Annotated in this window: 21 protein-coding genes and 1 pseudogene; all 22 read right to left on the reverse strand. The window is 70.8% G+C overall.

The window, feature by feature from the left end; translation table 11 throughout:
* Positions 1–77: 77 nt before the first annotated feature.
* The 22 genes and pseudogenes from dusA to ACVCMC_RS11395 all read right to left on the reverse strand — a co-directional run bounded on the left by dusA (position 78) and on the right by ACVCMC_RS11395 (position 25,118).
* A complete protein-coding gene (gene dusA, locus ACVCMC_RS11290; RefSeq protein ID WP_447097355.1) occupies positions 78–1,061 on the reverse strand; it encodes a tRNA dihydrouridine(20/20a) synthase DusA in 984 nt (327 codons plus the stop codon).
* Between the two features lie 60 nt (positions 1,062–1,121).
* Entirely contained in the window at positions 1,122–2,621 is a 1,500-nt protein-coding gene (locus tag ACVCMC_RS11295) for an esterase/lipase family protein (protein ID WP_447097356.1), read from the reverse strand.
* Between the two features lie 55 nt (positions 2,622–2,676).
* Positions 2,677–4,314, reverse strand: coding sequence for a DUF6519 domain-containing protein (locus tag ACVCMC_RS11300; RefSeq protein ID WP_447097357.1), 1,638 nt, complete (start codon positions 4,312–4,314; stop codon positions 2,677–2,679).
* A gap of 9 nt (positions 4,315–4,323) precedes the next feature.
* Positions 4,324–6,558 (reverse strand): hypothetical protein, encoded by a 2,235-nt coding sequence (locus ACVCMC_RS11305; protein ID WP_447097358.1) that lies wholly within the window; start codon positions 6,556–6,558, stop codon positions 4,324–4,326.
* Positions 6,555–9,671 (reverse strand): putative baseplate assembly protein, encoded by a 3,117-nt coding sequence (locus tag ACVCMC_RS11310; protein ID WP_447097359.1) that lies wholly within the window; start codon positions 9,669–9,671, stop codon positions 6,555–6,557. Before ACVCMC_RS11310 ends, ACVCMC_RS11305 begins: the two co-directional genes overlap by 4 nt.
* Positions 9,668–12,439, reverse strand: a complete 2,772-nt coding sequence (locus tag ACVCMC_RS11315; protein ID WP_447097360.1) for a putative baseplate assembly protein — start codon at positions 12,437–12,439, stop codon at positions 9,668–9,670. Before ACVCMC_RS11315 ends, ACVCMC_RS11310 begins: the two co-directional genes overlap by 4 nt.
* Positions 12,436–12,795 carry a GPW/gp25 family protein gene (locus ACVCMC_RS11320; RefSeq protein WP_447097361.1) on the reverse strand — a complete coding sequence of 120 codons (360 nt, stop codon included), beginning with the start codon at positions 12,793–12,795 and terminating at the stop codon, positions 12,436–12,438. Before ACVCMC_RS11320 ends, ACVCMC_RS11315 begins: the two co-directional genes overlap by 4 nt.
* Positions 12,796–12,805: 10 nt before the next feature.
* On the reverse strand, positions 12,806–13,129 hold the full coding sequence (locus tag ACVCMC_RS11325; protein WP_447097362.1) for a hypothetical protein: 324 nt from the start codon (positions 13,127–13,129) through the stop codon (positions 12,806–12,808).
* A gap of 11 nt (positions 13,130–13,140) precedes the next feature.
* Positions 13,141–13,647 carry a phage baseplate assembly protein V gene (locus ACVCMC_RS11330; RefSeq protein WP_447097363.1) on the reverse strand — a complete coding sequence of 169 codons (507 nt, stop codon included), beginning with the start codon at positions 13,645–13,647 and terminating at the stop codon, positions 13,141–13,143.
* Positions 13,644–14,780, reverse strand: coding sequence for a hypothetical protein (locus ACVCMC_RS11335; protein ID WP_447097364.1), 1,137 nt, complete (start codon positions 14,778–14,780; stop codon positions 13,644–13,646). Before ACVCMC_RS11335 ends, ACVCMC_RS11330 begins: the two co-directional genes overlap by 4 nt.
* Positions 14,773–15,093: a LysM domain-containing protein gene (locus tag ACVCMC_RS11340; RefSeq protein ID WP_447097365.1), complete on the reverse strand. Its 321-nt coding sequence runs from the start codon at positions 15,091–15,093 to the stop codon at positions 14,773–14,775. Before ACVCMC_RS11340 ends, ACVCMC_RS11335 begins: the two co-directional genes overlap by 8 nt.
* A 42-nt stretch (positions 15,094–15,135) precedes the next feature.
* Entirely contained in the window at positions 15,136–15,621 is a 486-nt protein-coding gene (locus ACVCMC_RS11345) for a M15 family metallopeptidase (protein WP_447099491.1), read from the reverse strand.
* A 45-nt stretch (positions 15,622–15,666) separates the two neighbouring features.
* Positions 15,667–15,750: pseudogene (locus ACVCMC_RS11350) on the reverse strand (peptidoglycan-binding protein); the annotation flags it as partial.
* Positions 15,751–15,772: 22 nt separating this feature from the next.
* Positions 15,773–16,429, reverse strand: a complete 657-nt coding sequence (locus tag ACVCMC_RS11355) for a hypothetical protein (protein ID WP_447097366.1) — start codon at positions 16,427–16,429, stop codon at positions 15,773–15,775.
* A 52-nt stretch (positions 16,430–16,481) separates the two neighbouring features.
* Positions 16,482–18,596: an eCIS core domain-containing protein gene (locus tag ACVCMC_RS11360; RefSeq protein WP_447097367.1), complete on the reverse strand. Its 2,115-nt coding sequence runs from the start codon at positions 18,594–18,596 to the stop codon at positions 16,482–16,484.
* A 13-nt stretch (positions 18,597–18,609) separates the two neighbouring features.
* On the reverse strand, positions 18,610–19,431 hold the full coding sequence (locus ACVCMC_RS11365) for a hypothetical protein (RefSeq protein ID WP_447097368.1): 822 nt from the start codon (positions 19,429–19,431) through the stop codon (positions 18,610–18,612).
* A gap of 1 nt (position 19,432) precedes the next feature.
* The gene (locus tag ACVCMC_RS11370; protein WP_447097369.1) at positions 19,433–19,720 is read right to left on the reverse strand and encodes a hypothetical protein; all 288 of its coding nucleotides are present in this window, start codon (positions 19,718–19,720) and stop codon (positions 19,433–19,435) included.
* Entirely contained in the window at positions 19,717–21,867 is a 2,151-nt protein-coding gene (locus tag ACVCMC_RS11375; protein ID WP_447097370.1) for an ATP-binding protein, read from the reverse strand. Before ACVCMC_RS11375 ends, ACVCMC_RS11370 begins: the two co-directional genes overlap by 4 nt.
* Positions 21,864–23,108, reverse strand: coding sequence for a DUF4255 domain-containing protein (locus ACVCMC_RS11380; RefSeq protein WP_447097371.1), 1,245 nt, complete (start codon positions 23,106–23,108; stop codon positions 21,864–21,866). The genes ACVCMC_RS11375 and ACVCMC_RS11380 overlap by 4 nt, the downstream gene beginning before the upstream one ends.
* Entirely contained in the window at positions 23,105–23,851 is a 747-nt protein-coding gene (locus tag ACVCMC_RS11385) for a hypothetical protein (RefSeq protein ID WP_447097372.1), read from the reverse strand. The genes ACVCMC_RS11380 and ACVCMC_RS11385 overlap by 4 nt, the downstream gene beginning before the upstream one ends.
* Positions 23,848–24,585, reverse strand: coding sequence for a T4 family baseplate hub assembly chaperone (locus ACVCMC_RS11390; RefSeq protein ID WP_447097373.1), 738 nt, complete (start codon positions 24,583–24,585; stop codon positions 23,848–23,850). Before ACVCMC_RS11390 ends, ACVCMC_RS11385 begins: the two co-directional genes overlap by 4 nt.
* 5 nt (positions 24,586–24,590) lie before the next feature.
* On the reverse strand, positions 24,591–25,118 hold the full coding sequence (locus ACVCMC_RS11395) for a phage tail protein (RefSeq protein ID WP_447097374.1): 528 nt from the start codon (positions 25,116–25,118) through the stop codon (positions 24,591–24,593).
* Between the last annotated feature and the right edge of the window lie 4 nt (positions 25,119–25,122).

A 25,122-nucleotide genomic window follows, 5' to 3' on the forward strand; every position in this document is an offset into this window, starting at 1 on the left:
GAATATCCTGTCCGGCGTTGAGCGAACGCCCAGCCTAAGAGGTCAGGCCTGAATACTGGCCGGACGGGGCGCGCCTGTCACGCTGCCGCCGCGCACGGCGCCATGGCCTGCTGGAGCAATGCCCAGCCTGCCCCGGGCAGATGCGCGCCCTCGCTGAGCGCGCGGCGGAATGCGCGCGCGCCAGGCTCGCCCTGGTAAAGGCCCAGCAGGTGGCGGCTGATGTGCTTGAACGCGGTGCCGCGCGCCAGCTCGGCCTCGATGTAGGGCCGCAGGCGCTGCAGCACGCTTTCCCGGGTAGGCAGCGGCTCGCCGTGCAGCGCGTGCTCGATCTGCGCCAGCAGGTACGGATCGTGGTATGCCGCACGGCCCAGCATCACCCCATCCAGCCGGGCCAGGTGGGTACGCACCTGCTCGACCGTGGTGATGCCCCCGTTGACCACCACCACGAGCTCGGGAAACTCGCGCTTGAGCCGGTACACGCGCTCGTAGTCCAGCGGCGGGATCTCGCGGTTCTCCTTCGGCGACAGGCCCTTGAGCCAGGCCTTGCGCGCGTGCACCACCAGCACGCGCACGCCCGCCTCCAGCATGGTCTCGGTGAAGTGCTGCAGGCCTGCGTAGTCATCCTGGTCGTCCACGCCGATGCGGCACTTCACCGTCACCGGCACCTCGACCGCATCGCGCATCGCCTTCACGCACTCGCCGACCAGGGCCGGTTCGCGCATCAGGCAGGCGCCGAAGCGGCCCGACTGCACCCGGTCGGAGGGGCAACCGACGTTGAGGTTGATCTCGTCGTAGCCGGCCTCGGCGCCGAAGCGCGCCGCCTGTGCCAGTTCCTGCGGCTCGCTGCCGCCCAGCTGCAACGCCAGCGGATGTTCCTGCTGGCTGTGTTCGAGCAGGCGCAGCTGCTTGCCGCGCACCAGCGCGGCGCTGGTCACCATCTCGGTGTACAGCCGCGCACGCGGCGACAGCAGCCGGTGGAAGTAGCGGCAGTGGCGGTCGGTCCAGTCCATCATGGGCGCGACGCTGAAGTGCCACGGCGAGGCGGCGGCGGAATCGTTCATGCGCGTAGTGTACGTGCTGCCGCCGCCCGCACTGGCGGCAGCCGGGCCGCATGGCGGCGGCTACGCCTTTCCGCGCGTCATCGACACCACCAGGCGCAATCGCCCCTGGAAGCCTTTCTGCGACGACAGCGGAATGAGGTAACCCCCGTCGTCCTGCGGCTCGACCAGGGTGCCCAGGCTCTCGCTGGACTGCTCGTCGACGAGCAGGTAGCGCAGGTTCCAGCCTTCGTCGGTCTGCGTGGCACGCACCACCAGCGTGTCGCGGAACAGGTATTCGCCTTCGACGTGCTTGTCCAGCCACAGTTTGTTGTCGATGGTGTAGCCGGTGGTCGATACGGTCAGCTCCACGCTGAACACGACGGTCTTGCCGGAGGTGATCTTGCTGGTGTCGAGGAAGGCCGAGAACAGCACCGGCGAGCGCGGTGCGTCCAGCCCGGCGTTGGCCGGGCGCAGCAGTTCGTCGAAGCTGCGCAGCACCGCGCTGAAAGTGTCGCGGCGGCGCTCGGTCAGGCGGTAGCTGTTGGTGCCGCGCGGCGCCACGGTGGCCTCGAAATAGTACGAGGCGCGCACCTGCTTGCCGTCGTCCTTGGCTTTCTGCACCGAGGCCGGCAGCGGCAGCGCGTCGGCCTCCAGCGTGCCGTCCACGCGCATGTCGCCGAACAGGAAGCGCACCAGGTTCTGGTAGCCCTCCTCGGAATTGACCACGCCGTACACGCCGCTGTGGCTGCGGTAGGCGAACGCGCGCGGCGCGCCGCTCACGGTGGCGTTCTCGATCTTCACCAGGCCGTCGCTCATCTCGCCGGCCAGCTTGCGCGACACGCCGAGCGCGGCTTCGTAGTCGCGGTGATTGGTGCCGACAAAGCAGAAAAACTGCTGCGGATCGAACTTGCCGTCCAGCGTGTCCACGCGCTCCGGCGTGCCCTTCAGGCCGAGGTAGCCGGCCATGGTCTTGCGGTTGAAGTTGTTCATGTCCCACAGGCCGAGCACCGCCGGCACGTTGAAGCCGGCCATCTCGATGCCGTTGTGCGGCGTGGCGTAGGTGAACACCTTGTCGACCATGGCACGGTCGGCGCCGGTGCTGATCTTGTCGTTCTGCAGGAAGCTGCGGCATACCAGTCCACCCATCGAATGGGCGACCAGGTACACGCGGAATGCCTTCTTCCGCGCCGCGTCGGCGCCGCAAACCTGGTCGCGCAACTTGCGGATCAGGTCGCGCAGGCCGGTGGCGGCCTCGACGATCGACAGCACCTTGCCGTCGCCAAGGTCGGTATCGGCCGTTTCGTAGTAACGGTAGATCACCACGCTGCGCGCCGGCAGCTCGCCGTCGATCTCGCTGCCATCGGTGTAGGTGTCGCGGTAGCCGTAGTCCTTCATCAGCCGCACCAGCGGCGATTCGAACACGTGGCGCCGCACGGTGCCGTCCCAGGCCTGGCGCACCTTGGTGGAGCCGAGATTGAAGCCCATGTACGGCGTGGCGACGGTGTCGGCGATCTCGTTCGCCGTCATCGCGTAGCCGCGGACGTAGATGATCGGGAAGTAGGGGGCGGTCAGCGGATCCATGGGGCCGTTTCCTCTTTGATGTTCTCGGGCGGAAAAGACATCGGCACGACGATGCTCAGGCCGGGCCGGCGGGTTTCACCGGCTTGCGGGCTCGCTTGCGCCTGGCACCACCCGCCACCGTGGACTTGGCCGCGCCGGCCGTGGGCGCGGCGAACAACGTGTGCGTAGTCGTGCCGGGCGTGGCCTTGGTCGAGGCACGCAGCATCTCGCACAGGCTGTCGAAGCGGCAGCAGCATTCGTCGTAGCCGCCGTTGTCGCCGCTGACGCCGAGCACCGCGTGGTGATGCAATCCGCGCGGCGGCAGCGCGGCGGGCGCCGTACCCGTCATCGGCCAGTCGAGCTGGCCGTTGCCGGCCACCCGCGCGGGAATCAGCCAGTAGTCGCCGGTGGCATACAACCCGCCCTGTTCGAAGCTGACCTGGATGCCGTCCTCCAGCGCGATCGGCGCGCCCTCGGCCACGGCCAGCACGCCTTGCGCACTCACCGCATCGTGCTGGTCCCAGCGGCGCAGCAGCGGATGCCGGCGCGGGTCGTCGTCCAGCGGCCACGGCGTGGTGTTCTTCGGCACATTCAGGGTGACGCTGCAGCTTGCCAGGTCGATCGCGATCACCTGCAGCAGCGGATACGCGCGTTGCCCCAGCGTGTAGCGGTCGTCGACCAGCTCCACCCAGTCGTTCGCCGCCAGCCCGAGCCGGGCATCGCGACCGAGCCGGGCCAGCGTCACCGTGAGCGGCGCACTGCCGTCATCGGCCGCCGCGCCGAGGTCGCTGCGCATGACCGGAAACACCACCGAGCCGTTCTCGCGCGACCACTTGAAGCTGGCCGTGCCGGCCGGCCCACCCTGGTGGATCTCGACCCGGTACAGCTGGTTCTCGCAGCCGCGGTAGCGCGCGTCGGCGGCGATCACGCAGGGATCGTCATCGGACTCCTGCGGAGCCAGCTCCGCGCGCAATCGCGGCAACGCGTACGCCGCACGCGCGCCGAGCAGCTGGCGCAGCAACGCGCAGGGCGAGGCGTTGGTCTGGTTGCCGCCGTCGAGACCCTTGCGCAACTGCGCCACCTCGGCGAGCTGCTGCTTGATCGCGGCGGCGTCGGCAGAACTGCCGGCGGCCTGCTGGCGCGTCTTCAGTGCCGCGGTGACGTCGTCGAGCTGCTGCTGCGCCCACGGCTGGTCGAGCAGGCGCAGCTGCCATACCACCTGCGCGCGCGACGCGGTGTCGACGCCGTCCAGCGCCACGTCGGCGATGCGCGGCGCTTCCACCGCGCACAGGTGCCGCTCCCACACGTCCAGCCACAGCGCAAAACCCGCCGGCGGATTCTCGAAACCGCTCTTCCCGTCGGCCACACCATAGTCGGGGGTCGGCGCGTTCGGTTGCTGCGCCAGCGTGCACGCGGCCTCGTTCACGCACAGGATGCCGTCGACGTAGAAATGCCCCGGCGCCAGCTGCCAGTCGGTCAGCGGCAACGGCTTGCTGCTGCCATCGGCCTTGGTGGTGCTGTCGGTGATGGCGAAGCCGCCACCCGCCGCCCAGCACGGGCCGACCAGGTCGCGCACCAGGCTGCGCAGCAGGTGCAGCTGGATGTGCGCCTGTTCGTTCCAGTCCGCCTCCAGCAGCACGCGTCCCTGCTGCTGGAACACCTGGCTGTAATGCAGGGTCGGGTCGAAGCTGACGCGTGCGAAGTCGCCTTTCATGTCGATCTCCTAACTCGCGAAAAGAATGCCGGCGTCCGTGCCCGCCGGAACGTATTCGGCCAGCCGCGCCGCGAGGTTCGCCTCGCGCTGCGGCTCGTACAGGTCGTGCCAGACGCCCATCGCCGAACGGTCGGACGCGCCGCGGCGGATCTCCGCGCAGCAGCCGTCGGCCAGGCGCAGGTAGTGCGGCGTGCCGTAGCGCCAGCTGCGGAACTGCGGCACCAGGCGCAGCCGTTCGTGCACGCGCTGCTCCGGCGCCACCGCGGCCAGCGCCAGATCGGGCTGGCAATGGAAGCGACGCGGCGTGCGCGAACCGTCCGCCACGTGGCAGAAGCGCACGCAGCCCTGCTGCCGGCGCAGCACGCGCAGCGGACCGGCGAAGATCGAGTCCTCGGCCAATGCGATGCCATGCGCCTGCACTTCGCCGATCACCGTGCAGCGGCGGAAGCTGGCCTCGACGTACGCCACCGCCTCGTCCGGCGCACCCAGCGCCACGCGCTCCATGCCGGTGGCGTCGAGGATGCTGTCGCACAGTTCCAGCGGCGGCGGCTCGCCGCGGCGCTCGGGGCTGATCACCATGATCGCGCCGAGGATGCTGTGCTCGACACGCAGCGCCGCGCGCGTGCCGTCGAGCGTGACGCTGGGTTCGCCCGGGCGCTTGGGGTCGCAGTCGCAGTGCAGCGCCCAGCCCGGCACCAGCGTGCAGTGGCGGATCAGCAGCTCGCACAGGTCGCCGCCAGCAGCGGATTCCTCGTCCGGCCCGTGCACCTCGATGCCGCGGCCCACGATCAGCAAGCCGTCCAGCAGCACTCGGCTGCCGGCGCGACCGCTGACGCTGAGCGCGTCCGGCTGGCTGGCACGCACGTCGAGCAGGCGCAGCACCGGCCGCGTGCGTTCGGCCGCACGCAGCTGGATCGCCTCGCCGGCGTCGAGCTGCAGTTCGACGCTGCCTTCGTACACGCCGCTCTCCGCCAGCTCGATCACCAGCGCGCGCAACACCGGCGTGGCCGCCTTGGCTGCGGCCCACGCCGCCAAGGCGTCGGCGATGCTGCCGAAGTGGCCGGCCGGCCAGCCGACGTTCGCCGCGCGATCCCGCCGCGCGGCGTGCACCACGTAGCGCGTGGCGCCTTCCAGCTCCGGCGTGACCCGCGCGTATTCGCCGCCGCCGAGATCGCCAGCGAAGCCGTACTGGTAGCTCACCCATACGCCGCGCTTCGGCCGCTGGTTGGCAGGAAACAGCAGGCGGCCGCACTCGGGGTCGACCGCCACGCGCCCGCGCTTCACCTGCCCGCGCCAGCCGGACAGGTCGGCCGGTACCAGCAGCTCACGCGGCACCGGCACACCCTGGCCTTTCGCCGGCCAGTCCGGCGCCCACACTTCCACGCTGCGTCCCTCGCCGTAGAGTTCGGCCGACACGCTGGCGTAATCGGCCAGCGGGCCGCGTTCGGCGAACTGCCAGCGGCGCAGCGGCAATGGCAGGTTGCGCTCGTCGGCGATGTGCGTGGGTTCGGTTTCCGCGACCGGACGCTGGAACAGCGGCGTGTCGTTGCCCAGCACGCTGAAGCTGAAACACTGCGGGCCGCGCTCCTCGATGCAGTACGCCGGCGTGCACGTCACCGGATAGCTGCGCAGGCGACAGGCGAACACGCCCACCGCAGGGACGTTGTGGCGGCCGCGCCGCTGCGCGCTGCCCAGGCGCCGCACGTCCACGCTGTGCGCAAACGGATCGAACGCGCCGTCGACCCAGCCGATGCGTTGCAGCCGGCCCGGATCGCGCAGGTCGGCGGTGCCGCCGCGGTGTGGATGCTGGTGGTCGAGATGCTGCATCCAGCCGAGCCGGCGATAGAACTCCACCGCACGCGCCGGCCAGCCGGCGGCATCGCGCGACAGGTCTTCCAGCAGCGACAGCGTGCCCTTGCGCCGCCGCGCGTCGATCGTGTTGGCCACGTCGGCGCGCGGCGCCAGCACGCGGCCGAGGCGGGCGTCGCGGCACCCGTCCTCACCCAGCGTGGCCGCTTCCGGCAGCAACGTATAACCGAGCAGGTCGCCGATGTACGGCACCACCCAGTCGTCGCAGGTCTCGATGAAGGCGTTGTCGTACAGCCGCGCGATGTCCTGCTCCAGCACGTCGGCCTGGCGCGTCAGCACGCGCAGGAAGTCGCGCAGCGGCCAGCCCTGCTCCGCGTCGCGCATGCGGTAGACCACCGGCAGCAGGTCGTACAGGCGATCGGGACGCGCGCTCATGGCGTGGCCTCCTGCAGCAGCAAGGTGTCGGGAACGTTCGGCGGCAGATAGGCGAGCTGCGCCGGACGCAACATGCCGTGCTCGTCGTAGCGGGCCGGCCGCACCGGCACGCGCGGCGGCACCGTGCTGGCTGTCGAGGCGGCATGTGACGCCAGCGCGGTCGTGTCGCCCGCCTTGCCGTTGTCGCCGCCCACACCGAAGCCGGCCAGCAAGGTGGCCTCGTCGAGACTGCCGAACGCATCCACGTCCACCCAGGCCACGCCGCGCACGGCCTGCACGCAGGCGACCAGTTCGCTGAGGTAGACGCTCTGCGCCAGCGCGCGCCGCTCGAAGCCGAACGCATCCAGCAGCGCCGCACGCAGCGCCGGCTCGACCGACTCCCAGGCGAAATCGGGCAGCAGCCCCACCTTCGCGCTCACGGTCAGCGCCAGCAGCTCGCGCACGCCCAGCCGCACCGGCAGCGACGGATCGCCGTAGCGCCGCAGCGCCTGCAGCAGGTTGCGGCAAAGATCGGAGGTAGCATTGATCGGCGCATCGGCGGCGCCGGCAATGGTCACCTGCACCAGGTTGCCCAGCTTGACTGCCGCCGCCTTGCCGACGCCGCCGAACGTGCGTGCGAAGTCGGCGTAGTCCGCCACCGAGACCAGCCGGTCCAGCGCCAGCACTGCCAGCGGCACGTTGCGGCGCGCCTGGTCGCGCGTCTCCGCGTCGGCGCCGCCGGAGGCGCGCAGCGGGTTGATCACCTCCTTCACGCCCAGCGGCCGCGTCGCCAGCAGGCTGACCTGCCCCGCGCGTACGTTGCCCGGCGCGCCGATGCCGTTGCGGTACGTTGCGACGACGTTCTCGATGCCGGTGGGCAGGCGCGCGCCGTGCACGCCGTCGCCGAACTGCACGATGGTCCTGCCGTCGTCGTCGGTGGCGGTGACGAAGCGGCGGTCGTTCGCGCCGACGAAGGCGAGGTTGCGCGTCTCGTGCCATTGCAGGTCGTTGACGCGCAGCGTGAGCGTGCTCTGCACGCCATCCACCGTGGCCGCCGACACCCAGGTCAGCGGCGGCTGCTTCAGCACGAAGGCCTGCATCGACGCCGCGCCGCTGCCGCTGCCCAGCACCTCGCGGCGGCTCTCGCCGTGGGTGGCGCGCACTACGTTGGCGCGCACCGTCATGCTGTCGCGCGCGTAGCGATAGGCCAGCCCCGCGTTGGCGAACACCAGGGTGCTGTGCACGGTGTCGCCGGGCAGGTTCGCGTCCACGCCCTGCTCCACTGCGGACAGCATCACCAGCTCGGCGGCGCTTACCGCGTCGGTGCCCGGCACGTCGCTGCGGCGGCCCTCGACGATCACCCAGCGGCCGGCCTCGAGGCCGTCGACGGCGCCATCGAGAGTGAGCCGGGTGGCGCTGTCGCCGGTGCTGCGCGGGCTGCCGTCGGCGACGAGCGCGCCGACCTCGTCGCCGATCACCAGCTCGGCCAGCGGCAACGACTCGCTTTGTGCGTGGACCTGCGTGGCACGCAGGGTCGACATGCTCGGCGCCTGCCACACGGACGTGTCCGCATCCGGCTTGACCAATTCGATCCCGGTGGTCTTGCCGCTGATGCCGTAGGCACTGCGCGGATGCACCTGTACGCGCCTGGCCTGCGCGACGACCGGCGGCCCGTAGCGCCCCGACTGGATCAGCAGGAAGCTGCCCGCCTGCACGCCGTCGTAGGCGTTGTCGAGCTGCACGAGGTCGTCCTCCTCGCCGCCGTCCGCGATGGCATCCCAGTCGCCGTCGGGCCTGGAGACGTAGGGCACGGTGCCCTTGGTGGCGGGGTCGTCATTCAGTCCCAGCCCCATGATGCGCGGCGCGTTGTAGCCGAACAGCGGCGCGGCCAGGCGCAGCGCGTACACGCCGTTCAGGGCCGGCGAAGGCTCGCCCTGCGGCATGCTGGCCCAGGCACGGTAGAAGGTGTCATGCAGCTGCGGCGCGAATTTCAGCAGCAGTTGCGGCCGCGCATCGCTGGCCTTGCCCAGCGCCGCGGCGACGCTGCGTTGCAGGCGCAAGCTGTTGGCCGGCTGCAGCGTGGCTTGCCGCGTCAACGCGCCGAACAGCGCACCGAAGCCGCCCGCCGGCGGCGGGCTGACGGCGCCGTCGCCGCCAAACGCCTTCACCACGGCCAGCAGGAACGCCTGCGCCGGCGCCGGGCCACCGGCAAGATTCCCCACCTCCAGGCCGAAGCTTCCCAGCAGACGGTTGACGCTGCCGACGTCGCCGCCGCCGAGCAGCAAGCCGCGGTAGAGCCTTTCGATCCGGTCGCGCAATGACGTGCCGCCGGACAACGCGGCGACCGCCACTTTCGCCGCCGCCACGATCTGCCCCTGCAATGCGCCGAACGGCTGCAGCACCAGCCTGCTGCGCCCGCTCTGCTGCTGTACTTCAATCGACTGCACCTGACGAACCACCGGCACGCAGGCGGGAAGTTCCCCGAACAGGAACAGCAGCCGATCGTTCGGCTTCAGGCCGGTGGCCGTGCTGGCCACCCACAGCGCGTCCAGCGTGGCCACGTTGTCGAGCGTGATGTCCTGCGGCAGCGTCAGCCGCGGCCTGAGCGCGTTCCATTCGTAGCGCGCATCCAGCGGCTCGGCGGTCTCGAAGGTCTGCATCTGCTCGCCGGGCGCGGGCACCGATTGCGCGCGCGCGCCGGCAGGGATGGTCACCGGCGGCGAATCCTTTTCCACCGTATAGGCGAGGTACACGCTGGCGGCGACGCCGGGGCGCAGGCGGTAGTCGAGCAGCCGCGCCAGCTCCAGCACCGAGCGGCGCTCGGTGGCGGTGCGCAGGTAGGCCTCGTTGGCGATGCGCTCGGTGTAGAAGCTCAGCACGTCGGCACCCACCGCCCAGGCGTCGAGCAGAGCCATCGCCGGGTCGTCCGCTGCGCGCGTGCGCAGCCCAGCCAGCGCCGGCAGGACGGCGTCGCTCAAGCCGGCTTGCATGGTGGCGCGGAAATCGGCGTAGCGGCCGACGCGGTAATTCAGCGCGTCCAGCCCCGGCCGGTTGGCCAGCGGCAACGGCGTACCGGCGATCGCGCCGCAACCGCAGGCGCAGGCGTGCTTGCCACAGGCGCTGCAGCAGCTCATCGGCCACCTCCCAGCGTGAAGCGGATGCTGCCGTGATTGGGATGATCCGGGTCGTTGTCGACGCGGGCGATGTCGCGCGCGGCCAGCCGCAGCACGCCGTCGTCGGGCACGCTGTCGGTCGCATCGTCGGCGCGCGCCAGGCACGACACCTCGACGTGGGACACGCCGGCGATCGCCTGCGCCTCGGCCAGCAGTGCGCTGGCGAACACCGGCGCGCCCAGCTTGAGCCGGTCCGGATGGAAGAAGCCCGGCGTGCCGTCGCGGCGCAGGCCCGAACTGAAGCGGTCGCGCAGCGCGGCCTCGACGTGGGCGACGAGGAAATCCGGCCGCACGCAGACGAACAGTGCGATGCGCAGCGGCACGTAGCGGGCGGCATGCACCTCGACGTCGTGGCCGATGCGGCGGTAGCGCTCCAGTTGTGCGCGGATGCGCCGCGCCAGGCCCGCCGGCAGGTCTTCGCGGCCCAGGGGATCGAGCGCCACGTCGGCGGCGTACCAGCTGCCGCTCCACTCCAGCGCGGCGGCGGCGCCCTGCAGTTCCGATGCGCGCGCGGCGAAACTCGCGTAGTCGTCGGCGACGATCGCGCGCAGCGGGTTGGCGCGGAATGCGCCGGGCGCGTACAGCTTCACCTCGGCCAGGCTTTCCGGCGCGGTGCCGCCGCTGGCCGGCAGCGGATTGCGCGGCACCAGGTCGGCGGACAGCACGCCCGATTTCAGCGCCAGCCACACGATGCTGTCGCGCCCGACGTTACCGGCCGGGCCGTTGCCGATGCGCGAGGCGGCGCGGAAGAAGTCGCCAGCCTGCGGCTGTGCACCGAGCACTCCGTCGCCGAAGCGCAGGTGCGCGGCGCCGTCGTCGTCGATCTCGACCACGACGTGGCGGTCGTCCGGGCCACTTTCCAGCAGGTCGTACTGCGGCCACCAGCGCCAGCGCGGGTCGGGCGTGCCGTCCACCAGCAAGTCGGCCAAGGCGCCGCCATGCACGACGAGCTGCGGCAGCGCGAGGCGCGGATCGCGCGCCAGCAGCTTGCACACCGGCGCGTGCGGCGGCAGCGGCTCGGCCCAGGTCAACGGCGCATCCGGCAGCACGTGGCCGGTGTCGGACGGCGGACGGCGCACGTCGGGCACCGCGTCGTCGCAACGGCAGCAGCCGTACTGCGTGTCGCCCGGCACCAGCCAGCAATCCTCGGCCAGCGCGGCGCAGCGCGTGCAGGCATCCGGCATCGCGGCGAGCGCGGCGGCGAGGCCGGGATAGTCGCCATCCTCACCGCTCGGCGTGCAGATGGCGCTGGACGTGCACTGCCCGCGCAGGTGCTCGCCGTGGTCGACCAGCAGCACGTTGCCGCGCGCCAGGCTGACGTCGTGCAGCCACGCGCAGTCCGGCGCCGGCGTGCGCACCGACAGGCACAGGTCGAACGGCAGCGCGTCGCAGGCATCCCACGCCACCTCCAGCAGCAGCGTGCCGTCCAGCGGATCGACGGACGTCCGGACGTCCGTGAGGCGCACCGCGTGCCGATGCGCGGGATCGGCATCGGCCGGATTGCCGGTCTGCGGCCCCAACACTTCCTCGAAGATCAACAGGTCGCCTACCGCGAGCTTCAGCGCCCGCTGCGTTGCGATGGCAGCCAAGGCAACCGGTGCGGAATCGTTCGCTGCCGCGAGTGCCGAGGGCGGCGCCGATGCAGCCGGTGGCGTCGTCGGGGGCGGCGGCGCATCGACCAGGGTCGCCCGCGTGCTGCCGCGCGGCAGGCAGCACAGCTCGTCGCCCCAGTTGTGCAGCCGGATCGCGCTGTGCGCGGCGACCACGTCGAACGTGGTCATGCCATCCAGCGGCATCGGCTCGTAGATCAGCGCACCCTGCGCACGCGCCGCGTCGAGCTGAATCGCGTCGATCACGCCGGGTTGCGGATGGCCCTGCCCCGGCGGCGGCACCAGCAACAGCAGGTTGGCGAGGTCCAGACTCAGGTCGTTGCTCGAGGCCAGCGTGACGAAGGCGCGCGCGTTGCAGCCCTCGTGCATGCGGTAATCCACCAGCCGCGCATGCCGGCGCACCGAGATGCGCTTGCGCGCGGTGCCGAGGTAGGCCTCGGTGGCGACCGCGTCCTGGTAGAAGCTGAGGTAGTCGGCGGTATACGCCAGCGTCTCCACCAGCGCGATGCCGAGGTCCGGCACGTGACGCTCCTGCCACGCCGGCATGTCCAGCGCGAGGCGGTCGAGGAACAGCTGGCGGAAGCTGGCGTAATCCTTGGCGAGGTAGTTGATCTCCGGCGCGGGCGACGGTGGCGACACGCACGGCGTCTCGTCGGCGCAGTCCAGCGTCTTCGCGCAGTCCAGGCGGAAGTGCAGCGGGACGCAGGCATAGCGCGGATCGAAGCCGGGATAGGCATGCCAGCTCGCCGGGTCATTGCCGGAGGCCGCATCCACCAGGCACAGGCAGTACGCGGTGTGGTCGCCTTCGCGGTCGAGCACGATGCGCAGGCAGGCGTCATCGTGCATGTCCGGTTCCAGCTCGGGGTTCACGCTGAGCACGCGCAGCCCGGTGATGCGGTCGCCGCCGCTGATGCGCACGTTGGTCACGCCGAGACCTTGCGGGATCTCGCCGAACAAATGCACGCACAGGCTGACGCCGTCGTCGCCGACCTCGACGTAGTCGATGCCGTTGAGCGTGCCGGCCAGCCGCAGCTTCTCGCGCCGCGCCGGCACGCTGCAGGCCGGCAGCGGCGCGCAGCCGATCGTGCCGAGACTCGCATGGACGTTCGCGCGGTTCATGGCAGGCTCCGCACGAAGCTGTCGCTGCGCGTGTCGCCGCTGGCGCGCACGGTGTAGCTGAGGTCGACGCGCAGGGTGGCGTCCTCGCTGCTGACTTCGAGCTTGCCCACGTCGATCACATCGCCCAGCCAGCGCTGCAACGCCGCTTGCAAGGTGAACTGCAGCGCAGCGGCCAGCTCCGGGCTGTTCGGCGCGAACACCAGCTGCAGCAGGCCGCTGCCGAAGTCGGGCCGGTTCACCCGCTCGCCCGGGCTGGTGAACAGCAGTTGCTCGATCATCTCGCGCACGTGCTCGTCGTCGCCGGTTTCCGCGACGCGGCCGCGGGGGTCGAAATGGAACGGGTAGTCCAGGTTCATGATGGGACCCTCACATCGCGGTGACGCGCGTCTGGCTGGCGACGATCAGCAGCGGCGTGCCGGTCGGCGCGCAGATCGCCTGGCTGTCGATGAGCAGCAGCGGCTGTCCGTTGGAAGCGACACGGGTGGCGGCGGTGACGAACTGCGCGCTGACGCATGGCCCGTTCGCCGCCGGTGGTGGCGGCAGCGCGCAGCCGGCAACCAGCCACGGCGCCGGCATCGTCACGCTGGGCTGGCCGCTGACGGTGACGCGCGGATTCGGTGCGGTGGCCTGCGCCTGGCCGCCGTGCGAGCAGAGCACGCTGGCGCCGACATGGATGAGGAAGCCCGGCATCGCGCATCTCCCTAGGTCACAACCAATGCGCCGTTGTTCACCGTCACCGTCGGCCCCGCGAGCACGATGGTGGCGCCCTGGCCGTTGGAGATCGTGATGCCGACCTCGTTGACCATGATCATCGCGCCGGTGACGCTCTTGATCAGGATGCCGCCGGCCGGCCCCGGCACGTCGCTGATCGAGATGGTGTTCTGCAGACCCGACTGCAGCACCACGCTCGGGCTGGCCGGATTGCCGGCCAAGGCCAGCGCGGGCACTTCCGCCGCGCTGCCCCAGAAGCCGCCGACCCATACCGGATAATCCGGATCGCCCTGTTCGAACTCGATCCACACGCCGGCGCCGATCTGCGGCACCACGTACACGCCGCTCTGCTTGCCGGCGATCGGCACGCACGGCATCGCCCAGCTCGACGGGATCAGCCCGGACACGTCCGGCACCATCGCCTGGATGCGGCCGCGCTGTTCCGGGTCCACGTTCTGGATCACGGTGCCGCGGTACTTGCCGAAGAACTTGTTCATGGCAGCACCAGCGGCACGGCGGAGACCAGTCCCTTGCGCGACAGCTCGAAGCTCTGCTTGTACTCGCCGCGCCTGATCGTGTGACGCACCTGGCTGACGTAGTGCAGGCCGTCGAATGCGGGCCCCACGCCGCGCACGCCGACCAGCTGGCGCGACTTCAGCACGCGGCCGTAACGCACCACGTCGAGGCTGCCACGGCCGGTGACGGTGTCGGCCGATTTTGCCGCCTCGGCCATGCCCAGCAGCATCGCGCGCTGCGGCGAATACTTCGCGGTCTCGTCCAGCGGTCGGAACTGCTGCGGCGGCGGATCGACCAGCCCCAGCGGCGGATTCAGCGGGCCGACATCCGGGATCGGAATCGGCAGCGGCACCTTGGTCTGCTCGTTCTGGATGTAGACGACCGGCAACTGCCGCGCGTTGCCGTTGTAGCTGAAGCTCAGCTCGTCGACGTTGCTGGCCGCGTCCATGTCCGCGTTCAGCGCCGGCTGCGGCACGCCCACCTTCACCTTGGGCCCCCAGTACGCGATGCTCATGCCCGGCGCCGGACCGGGATCGAGATAGAACACGTAGCCCACGCGCTCGGCCAGCAGGCGGATGTACTCCAGGTCGCTGCCCTGCTGGGTCGGGATGCGGTTGGTCGGGATCGGCACGTCCATCGCGATGCTGGGGATCACCAGCGGCACGATGCCGAGGAAGGCGTATTTCGCCAGCAGCAGCGCCACGATCGCCTCGGCCGGCATCGCCGGGTACGGCACCCCGGGCAGGCCGGAGAATTCGAGCTTGGTCATCACCGTGGTGAGGTCGTCGCCGGTGACCTGCAAGGTGGTGTGGCGCTGGTCCGCGCCGGGCACCACTTCGGTGCGGGTCACCACGCCGTCGATCAGCACCTGCGGCATGCCGTTCACGGTGACCACCACGATCACCCGCAGCAGCGGCACCACGCCGCCACCCGAGAGCAGGAACAGCGTGTGCAGCGGCGACTGCACGCTCAGCGTGAACTGCAGGGTGAACGCACCGGCCGCCTCGTCCGGCGCGTTCACCTCGACCCGGGTGAGCGCATCCAGCACGAGCTGCGGCACCGGCACCGGCACCACCGGGCCGACCAACAGCGTCAGGTGCACGCCTTCAAGCATGCGGCACCCCCGGGATGCCTTCGGGCAAGGTGATGCGCAGCTCTTTCCCGATCGTCCCGGTCAGCTCGTCCGGGCGCAGCGCGCGGTTCGCGTCGCACAGCCGCCAGAACTGTTCGGGATCGCCCAGGTACTTCGCCGCGATGTTGTCCAGCCGCTCGCCCTGCACCACGCGATGCCACTGCAGCAGGGCGAGGCTTTCCGGCGGCGGCACGAAGCGGCGCTTCAGGTACGTCACCATGCTGCCGTCGGCGCGCACGAGGCTGGTCGTGGGCGTCAGCGCGTAGCGGCTGGTGGGCGGGAAATTCGAGGTCATGGAGGCTTCTCCGTCGCGGGCGTGTCGATCGACCCGGTTCCGTCAGGCGTACACCGCCTCGCCGCGATCCCTCCGGGATCGCAGCTCGGCCAGCATCTGCTGTTCGCTTTCGTCCGCCGCCCAGGCGGGTCGCAACTGGAAGTGCGGCTGGTCGACGATGGTTTTCCAGTTGCCGCCCCACTCCAGGCCCAGGTCCATGCCCAGCGCGCCGACGGCCTTGTACTTCGGCGACTCCGGCAGGTAGCGGTTGCCCTCGAACACGCCGATGTCGAAGGCGATGCCGAAGTTGTGGTTGGAGTAGCCGGCGCGGGCGTTGGTCACCTTCTTCCCCGGCGCCGTGCGCCCCTGCGCATACAACGCCGCCTGCTCCTCGTAGCTGCGCAAGCCGCTGATCACGCGGATGCTGATGCCCGCAGCAGCCGCCTTCTGCACCAGGGCGCGCGCAATCGGGCGTACCTGCGGCAGCAGCGTGGCGATCACCTTCTCGCTGCGATCGTCCACCGGCGAAACGGCTTCGGCCGGCTTCATCTGATCGATCTTCTTGTCCACCAGCCGCGCGTAGATCGCGCCCCAGGTCTGCGGGCCGGCCTTGCCGTCCACCTCCACGCCGAGGGCCTGCTGTACGGCGGCAATCATTTCCTCGATACGCATGTCGCTCTCCGATGTGTTCGCGGGGTATTCACGGCACGCCGCTCAAGCCGAGCGCGGACAGCTGGCCGCCCGCGCCGCCGGCCAGGCGCTCCTTCTGCTGCAGGTAGCTCATGAACAGGCTGGCGGCCTTGTGCCCGGAGGGCACGTCGTTCACCGACAGCACGCGCAAGCCCAGGCTGACCTTGGCGCGGATCGGGTTCAGCGCGGCGTCGAACGCTTCCTCGGTGACGCCGAACTCGGTGACGCGCACCGGCAGGATGCGCGACTTGCTCCACACGAACAGCGCCAGCGGCGTCTCCATCGGCACGATCTCCAGCGTGCCGATCTGCGCCAGCACATCGTTCGCGCGCAGTTGCCCGCTGCGCGGGTAGACCATGGTTTCCAGTGCCGCCAGCTGGGCGAAGATGCCGGACTCGGCGACCCCGCCGTTCTGCTCCGGAAATTCCAGCTGGTCGGTGGCGTCGATCTCCGCCTCCAGCTTCAGCGTCTCCACCGGCGGCCCCTTCAGGCGCAGCACCTCGGAACGATCGCCGCCATCCGCGCTGACCGCCTGCACCTGCAGCGAGCGCGTGAGCGAATCGGGGTTGTACTGCAGCGCTATCACCCGCAGCACCGCCGAGCTGGCCGCGTCGATCAGCACGATGCCGCCCTTGAGAATGCGCGGGGAGCCGGGGAAGGTGCTCATGGCTGGCCGCCGCAGCCAGGCAAGCGGTCCAGCCGGCCCGGCCCATGCAGAGTCAGTCGTAGTTGCATTGCTTTGCGGTCTCCGGCTGGTTGCGTGGTTCGCCCAGGGGACAATCGGCATTCCTGTCCGGCTCCCTCTCGGCCGGGCCGAACTTGCCCGCGTCCTCCGCCTGGCGCGAATGGGGCTTGCAGGCCGCCTCGTTCATGGGGGTGAGCGAGCCACTGGTCCGGTGCTGCTCCATGCGTTGTTCCTTGTGCGTGGTGTCGAGTTCGACCGTCGCGTAGCGCAGGTAGCCGAAGATGCCTTCCCATGGGCGACGCCCCCGGCCCCGGTTCCTGCGGAATTGTTCGATCGCGGCCAGCAGCTTCGGTGCCGCCGGTGAATCGGCGGCCACGCCGAACAGCTTCAACCGCTCACCCGGGTCGGTGACGCGATCGAGCAGGCCAAGGAACTGATCGGCAAGCCGGGGGTTGGGGATGTCGCCGCCGACTAGGAACTGGGTGACGTCTTCCGCATCGCCGAAGCCCACGTCGCGCAGGGCGTCGGCAAGGCTGCTGCCCGGCGCGATCGTCGGCACGCGACCGAGCAGTTCGCCACCGGCCATCGGCGCCGGCAGCGGGACGCGCGGGCCGAGCCGTTGGGCCAGCAGGTCGCGCAGGCGCCGTGCGCGCGACAGCGAGAGCTTCTGGTTCGGCTCGGGCTTTTCGCGGTTGTCTTCCGGCGAGGCATAGCCACTGATGGAATTGACCTGGCTTCCCGCCGCGACCTGCTGCGCTACCTCATCGAGGGTGTGCTTCGACTCTCCCTTCAACTGCGGATCAAGCGTGTCGCGGTCGCTGTCCAGACTGAAGTAGTAGCGCAACCGGCCACGCTGCACGACATCCACGGTGACCGGCTCCTGGACATCGCGCGGTGGAATGTCCTCGTAGCACTGGTAGGAAACCGGGCAGCGGCATTCGCGGCAGGTCTGGTCGCTGACGGTTTGGCCGGGAAGATTTCCGCCCACGCCACCGGTGATCGTGAAGGGGCCGCCCGGCGTATCGGTTACTTGAACGCCGATCCTGGTGCCACCCGGCGTTTCGTAGCCGGCCCCCGCCTGTATGTCCAGTTTTCCCGACTGCGTTCCCTTCAGGACTCCCCCGCTGCCGCCGATCTGGCCGCCGTTCGGCAGCTTGACGCGGACATCCGCCGAACCGCCGGCCTGCGGTTCCTTGCCGGTGTTCTGCACCTGCCCCTGCACGCCGACATTCACGTTGCCTGCGACGTTGACGTCCACGCCGACCTTCGCCGTACCCGTCGTGAGAGTCTTGGGAACGATGTCGCCAGTGACCCGCGCGGTGACCTTGCCGCTGCAGATCTCCAGCGTCACGCCGGGATTCGGGGTCAGCTGCGCGGATGCCCTCGTGCGCGTGACGTTGCTTCCGGCGCAGGCACACAGATAGCGGATGATGCGAATGACGACCTGGTCGTCGCCACGCTTTCCGCCATCGACGCTGGCAGCACGCCCGCGACCGCCTCGCAGTTGCGGCGATTTGAAATCCGGTTCGGCGTCGGCGACATCCGGCGTGTCGGCCAGCGTCGGTCCGGGCCGGCGCTGCAAGGCGGCGGAAGGCGCGGCGCGTACGGCTGGCACGGCGGCACCGGTCACCACCCGGTCGGCAACGCGATCCGCCTCGATTTCGGCGCTCGAATCCACCGCACCGACGGCGAGCCGGGGACTCAACGACGCCGGTGACGTGCCCTGCTGGAGGGTATGCGTCAGCTCGTGCGCCAGCAGGCGGCGCCCCGCGGCGGAGCGCGGGGCGAGCTGCCCCTCGGCAAACACGATGTGCTGCCCCACGGTGTATGCCAGCGCGCCCACGGCCCTGGCCGAAGCCGCCGCACTGTCGTCGGCATGCACGCGTATCGCGGAGAAATCGCGGCCGAACCGCGGCTCCATGTACTGGCGGGCGGCCGGATCGAGCGGCGTTCCGGGCGAACGCAACACGGCCAGCACCGCGTCCGGTGCCTGGGTGCCGGACGCGAGGGATGGCCCGGCCTTGCGTTGCAAGGGATGGCGCTTGCGGGCGCATTCGGCGCACGTTCCGCCGCCCGGCACATGCCGGCCACAGCCGCACTTCCGCTGCAGCACGAAGGCGGTTGCCGGGGCCACCTGCGCCGCCGCCATGCTGGCGCTGCGCTCAGCCACGTCCGCCTCCGGTGCGCGCAGCCGCCCTCTTCGCCGCCCGCTTCGTCTTGCGCAACCCGGCGAGGAAGGCGTCGAGCTTGCCCGCATCCAGTCCGCGCTTCTTCTTCGCGGTGTCGATCGCGTCGATGACCGCGTAGGCTTCGTCGCAGTACTTGACGAGGAAGGCCCAGCTCATCTGCTGCTTGCGGCCCCAGGTGACGCAGACCGGGCCGCTCTTCGTGTAGCCGGGCACGTAGACGTAGTGGCCGTTGCGCGGGTTCGGCTGGCCGGCCTTGCCGCTTACCACGGCCCACGGCTTGCCGGCATAGAACTGGGTCAGCGCCGCGTCGGGCAGGCTGAAGCCGAGGCCGACGCCGATATCCATGAACACCGCGCGCTTGACCTCGCTGCGCTTGCCCTGGTCGATCTGCGCGAAGGCCTTGATCCTGTAGCGCCGCTTCGCGGCGAGCCAGCCCTTGCTGCGCCACTTCTTCAGCGAATCGAGCACGACCAGGCCGCTGTCCGCTCCACCGGTTTCGCCGAAGTATTCGTGCAGCACGTCCTTGTCGCTGATCGCGATCAGCTTGTTCTGTTCGGCCTTCTCGAAGCGCAGGGTCTGGTGCGCGCGGCCGGCGATCACGCAGTCGCCGTACTGGTCGTTGCCGAACATCGGCGTGGGGATGCCGTGGTGCACGACGTCGAAGTCGTACTCGGCCGGCAGCACGGGCGGCGCCTTCAGCAAGGCGGCAAACATCAGGTTGCGGTCGTCGCGTCTGGCCTTCCGTTTGCCGAAACGCACGATGCCGTCGGGACGGGGTTTGGGGATCGCTTTCATGTCAATGCTCCTTGCCCGCGACGCGCGCGGCGGGCGTGATGCCGAGGCCGTGCTGCACCGCCGTGGCGATGCGCGGGCCGAGGCGCTCGTGCGGATCGCTGGCAGTCGGCAGCCTCGCCGGCGGCAGCGTGGCCACGGCGCCGAGACCGCGCAGCGCGTCGACCGCGCCTGGCCGCGTCAGCAAGCGGGCCAGCTCGCCTTCGAGCGCGGCACGCACGTTGCCCGCGCGTTCGCCGCCGAGCAGCGCCTCGTCCAGCACCAGCCGCTCGATGTGCAGCTCGATGCTCACGGCTTGCCTCCGGCGCTTTCCAGCCAGCGGAAGTCCGCTTCGTTGATCGGCTTGTCCAGCTTGCGGTATTCGGTGCGCACGGCATCCAGCAGCAGCGGCATGCCGATCGACACGCCAGCCTTGGCCGCCATGAATGCCGCGTTGAGCGCGATGCCCTGGATGCTGCCGCCGGTGAGTGCGAGCCGCGCCAGCCGGTCGAAGTCCAGCGCGCCCACCGCCGCCTGCGCCGGGAACACCGAGGCCCAGATCGCGCGGCGTTCGGCCGTGCCGGGGAACGGGAAGTTGATGACGAAGCGCAGCCGGCGCAGGAACGCGCTGTCCAGCGCGCCCTTCATGTTGGTGGCCAGGATCGCCAGCCCGCGGAACGACTCCAGCCGCTGCAGCAGGTAGTTCACCTCGATGTTGGCGTAGCGGTCGTGGCTGTCCTTCACTTCGCTGCGCTTGCCGAACAGCGCGTCGGCCTCGTCGAAGAACAGGATCGCGCCGCCGCCCTCGGCCGCGTCGAACAGCTTGCGCAGGTTCTTCTCGGTCTCGCCGATGTACTTGCTGACCACCGCCGACAGGTCGATGCGGTACAGCGACAGGCCGAGTTCCTGCGCCAGCACTTCCGCCGCCATGGTCTTGCCGGTGCCGCTCTCGCCGGTGAACAGCGCGCTGATCGACAGCCCGCGATTCATCCGCTGGCGGAAACCCCAGTCGTCGTAGACGGTGGTGCGCTGGGCAACCTGGTCGGCGATCTGGCGCAGCAGGGCCTTCTCGCTGTCGGGCAGTTTCAGGTCGTCCCAGCCGGCCTTCGGCTCGATCCGCTGGGCGAGTTGATCCAATGCCGGTCGCGTATGCGCCAGTGCGCCCTGCCACAGCGTCGGCGCCAGCGCGGCGGGCTTGTCCTCGGCCGCTGCCAGCGCAGCGTGTGCGATCTGCTCGATCCTGCCCAGGTTGAAATCGAAGTGGCCGGCCAGCTGCTGCGGCTGCGCGCCGGCGGCGTCGCCGAGCAGGCGCTGCCACAGCGAACGTTGCTCGATGGCGGTGGGCTTGGCCACGTCGACGCTGAGCGCCTGCGTGGCCGCACCCGCCCACGGCTCGCGCGCGTCGACGAAGGCGAGCCCGCCGGTGCGCGCGAGGAAACGCTTGACCCATGCGGCAGTGGCGTCGCCGTGTTCGACCTCGGCCGCGTCGAGGTACAGCGCCAGCGGCAGCAGCTGGCTCTCGCGCTGCCACAGCCGCAGCAGGGTTTCCTGTTCGGCGACCGCGGCCGGCAGCAGCTCCGCCGACAAGCGATAGGCCTGCGCGCCAAACGCGGCGGCGATGGCCTGCGCGATCGCCTGCTTGCTGACGCTGTCGCTGCCGAGCAGTTGCACCAGCGGCAGCGGCTCGCCCGGCGGCACGTGGTGCAGGCTGTCCAGCAGCTGATCGGCGATCGCCTGCTGCGACGGCGGCAGCGTGGCCGGCGGCAAGGCGGTGAGCAGCGGCGTCAGCCGGTCGTCCAGGTAGTTCATGCCCTTGACGAAATTCACCACGCGCTCGTCGGCACTCAGCGCCGCGCCGATCAGCGGCTGCGCACCGGGCTGGTGGATGTCGAGCAGGCGCCAGTAGCGCAACGGCCGCTGCGGCGACAGCGCGTCCCAGCTCGGCGCATCGAGCACGGCGAAGGCCAGCGCGAAGGTGGGATACGGCCGCGCCGGATCGTGCTGGGCCTGCGCGCACAGCGCGGGGAAACGCGTGTCCAGTTCCATGCCGACGCACAGCAGGAGCACGTCGCGCTCGAACGTGGACAGGCCGAGGCGGTTCGCGAGCACGGCCAGCGCCGGGGTGTGGCCGCCCTCGTCGTCGTCCGGTGCGGCAGCGGCCACGCCGTCGTCCGGCACCGCGGCGACGAGCGGTCGGGCGGCGGGCGGTTCGTCGGCAGCCGCCGCTGCGAGCGGCGGCGGTGCGTGCTGGCCGCTGAAGATCCGCGCGACCCAGGAATGCTTGGGCCCGGCCGGCGCGCTCACCGCCGGCGCGGATTCCATCAGCGCGGTGGCCGCCGCCGGTGCGGCCGGCGGCGTGTCGTGCCGCTGCGCGGCGCGTTCCAGCCGCGCGCGCAGCTCGGCCAGCGCACCGGCGAGGTAGCGGTCGTTCGCTTCCAGCCACGGCGCGTAGTCGTTCATGACACGACCACCTGCTGGTCCGCGGCGAACGCGGGCACGCTGCCGCTGAAGTCGACCGGGATGCTGTCGGCGCCGTCCACGCGCAGGCGCACGGTGTACCTGCCCGCGGCCACGCCGGTGAGCTGGAAGACCAGTGCGGTCGGCTGGTGCGTGTCGGCCGGGTTGCCGAGGCTGGCCGGCGCCAGCAGGCGATCGCCGAACAGCAGGAACACGCGCTGGCCGTCGCGGATGCGCGGGGTGCAGGTCAGGTTCAAGGCGAAGTCGCCGGCCGCGGCGGCGAGCGAGCCGAGCGTGATGCGCGGCGCCAGCACCAGCGGCAGCTCGTTGCTGAGCAGCGGCGGCAGTCCCGGCGACTGCACCAACAGGGCCACGGTGTAGATGCCCGGCGTCCAGCGCGCGACGGCATCGGCATCGTCGGCGGTGTCGGCGAGATGCACGCGCAAGCTGCCGGCCGCGTCGCCGGGTCGCGGCGCGATATCGATCGGTGCGTCCAGGCGCAGGCTGCTGAAGCGGGCCAGCGCGTGATCCGTCGCGAGCTGGCGCCCGTTCAGCACGATGTCCTCGCCAAGGCGCACGGCAGCCTGATGGCGCGGGTAGTCGAGCGCATCCAGCACCGCGGCGGCGGACGCGGTGGCGATCACGCCGCGGTCCTGCGCGCCGCGCCGCAGCACCGGCAGCGGCGCACGCATCGCCGCCTGGCTGTCGATCAGCACCACCGCCGCCTCGTAGACGGCCGAGGCGCGGTAGTTGGTCTGGAACGCGGTCCACAGCCGGGACAGCTGGTCCACACTCTGCGGCAGCGGGGTGACGCGCACGCGCTCGATCTGGCCGGCCAGGTCGTTGTCCGGCAGCGCGTTGCGGATGTCGTTGCCGTCGAGCACGCCGCGGTCGTGCAGGGTGCTCATCGCGGCGGCCAGCACGCGGTGGCTGAGCGCGTCGTTGTCGTTCTCGCCGCGGCCCCAGGCGGTGATCACGTAATGCAGGTTCAGCGCGAGCGGCGGCGGCGCGGTCTCGCCGGGACGCACTTGCCCCGGCAGGTCGAGGTTGCGCCAGGCCGCGTTGGCCACCACTTGGTACAGGAACAGGTTGAGCTGCGCCTTGCTGATCCCCTTGCGCGCCACGTCGGGCGGCTGCAGGGTCACCTCCAGGTCGCTCAGTTCCGCATCCAGCACGGGCATCTGCGCCAGCAGCAGGTTGCGCAGCGTGCGCGTGGTCGCGGCGATGGCCAGCACGTTGCTCATGGCGAGGCCTTGCCGCGCTGGCGCAGGTAGTCGTCGAGGCTGCCCGGCTGCGGGCCGTCGCGACGACGCGGCGGCGCGGCAGCCGCCGGCGTGGCGCGCACTTCGAGCCGGCCGATGCTGACGTGTACCACCGGCTCGCGCGCTGCATCGGCCTTGCCTTCGGCTCGCGCGGCGGCGGCCCGCGCGGCGACGGCGCGTTCGGATCGCGTGGATGTCGCACCGGTCGCGGCAAACACCGGTGCTGGTGCAGGCAGCAAGACGCCGTTCGGTGCGGGCGTCGATGCGGCTTCCCGGCGAGTGCGCGCCACGCGCGGCGGGCGCGGGAAGGCGAACGAGGAAGTGACCGCCGGACGTTCCGGCGTGGGCGGCGTGCTGGCCTGTTCGGCGCCGATGGCGCGCACCGGCGAGGCCGCGCGCGGTGGCGACGGCATCGGCGCGTGCGGTACATCGGCGGCGGTGCCTGCCGTCGTCGGCAACGCCGGGTGCTCCACCGGCGCGACGCGGGCGGCACGTGGCTCGATCGACTCGCGCGCATGGGTCGGCGCGCGCGGTGGCGGTGCGACATCCGGCACTGGCGGCACTGCCGGGCTCGCCTCGCGAGCGCGCGCGAGCGCCTCGCTCTCGTCGGCCGGCGGCGTGACCGGCGCGCGCTGCAGCGGTTCGAACAGCGACGGCAGCCGTGGCGCCAGCGCCGCCCCGCTGCCGATCGCGCGTGCCGCCAGCCGGTCGAGAAAATCGCTCATGGCGCGCACAGCTCCAGGTAGGCCTGGCGGCGGCGGGGGCTCAGCGCGAGGATGTCGGCCTCCGCCCAGTGGTAACTGGCGGCCAGCGTGTCCACCTCGCGCAGCATGTGCAGCGCCCAGGCGTGCAGCTCCTGCCACAGGAAGCGCGCGATATCGAACAGCGGCTGCCATTCGTGGCCGCAGTCCGGGCAGCGGAAGGCCAGTTGCAGGTCGGCTTGCGGATCGGCCTGCGCCATCGCCTGCGCGATCTGTGCCTGCAGCTCGTGCGGCAAACCGCGAGGCTCAAGCGATTCGCCGCCATGCTGCACGGCGAGCACGCAACGTTCGAGCAGCAGCGCACGCGCGGCCCCGCCATCGCCGCAGCTTTCCAGCGCCAGCAGGTCGCGGCTGTCGGGCAGGCGGAACTGCACGCGGATGCCGTGCGCGGCGTGCTCCAGCGTGGAGGCGGCGGCGTCCGCATCCGGCAGCCGCAGGTCATCGCAGCGGAACGTCGCCTCGACCGTGGCCGCGCATTGCGGGCACGCCGCCACCGCGTCGATCGCGGCGCCGAACAGGCGCTCGCGCAACTTGAGCAGCCGCGCGTCGCGCCGACCCAGCGGCATCGCCGCCAGTGCATCGACAGAAGCTTCGTCGTCGCAGCTGCAGCCAAGCAGCAACAGTCCGCGTGCCGCGGCGGACGGCTCGCCCCCGCGTTCCCAGACCTGCAGCAGCTGCGCGGGCGTGGGCGTGTGCATGGCGCTCAGCCGGCGGGTACGGTGAAGCTCGGCTCGGCCGGCTCCGACACACCGACGTCGCGCTCCCAGCCCTCGTTCTCCAGCTTCAGGTGCTGGATCGCCACCGCGTTCGCGTTCGCGTCCAGGTCGGGCATCGCCTGGTACTCCGAGACCCAGCAGCGGTACAGCTTGTAGGCGAGCGCGAGCTGGCCGGCCTCGTTGTAGACCTCGAGGATCAGGTCCTTGCGGAAGTCCTTCAGCGAGACTTCCGCGCCGAGCCCGGCGCCGAAGTTCCACACCTTGTTCGCCCACTTCTCGAACTCGGTGTCGTGGGTGACGCCGCGCTCGATGGTGATCGCCTCGTACTCGGTGCGCCCCGGCGACTTGCGCGTACTGCTGGGGTCGCCGCCCTCGCGGTGCTTGACCACCTCGGTGGTGCGCTTCAGGCCCGACACCTTGCTGATGCCGGCCACGTAGCGGCCATCCCACTTCACCCGGAACTTGAAGTTCTTGTACGGATCGAAGCGCTGCGCATTGACGCTGAACTGAGCCATGGTG

It is taken from the genome of Rhodanobacter sp. UC4452_H20, from assembly GCF_052978205.1.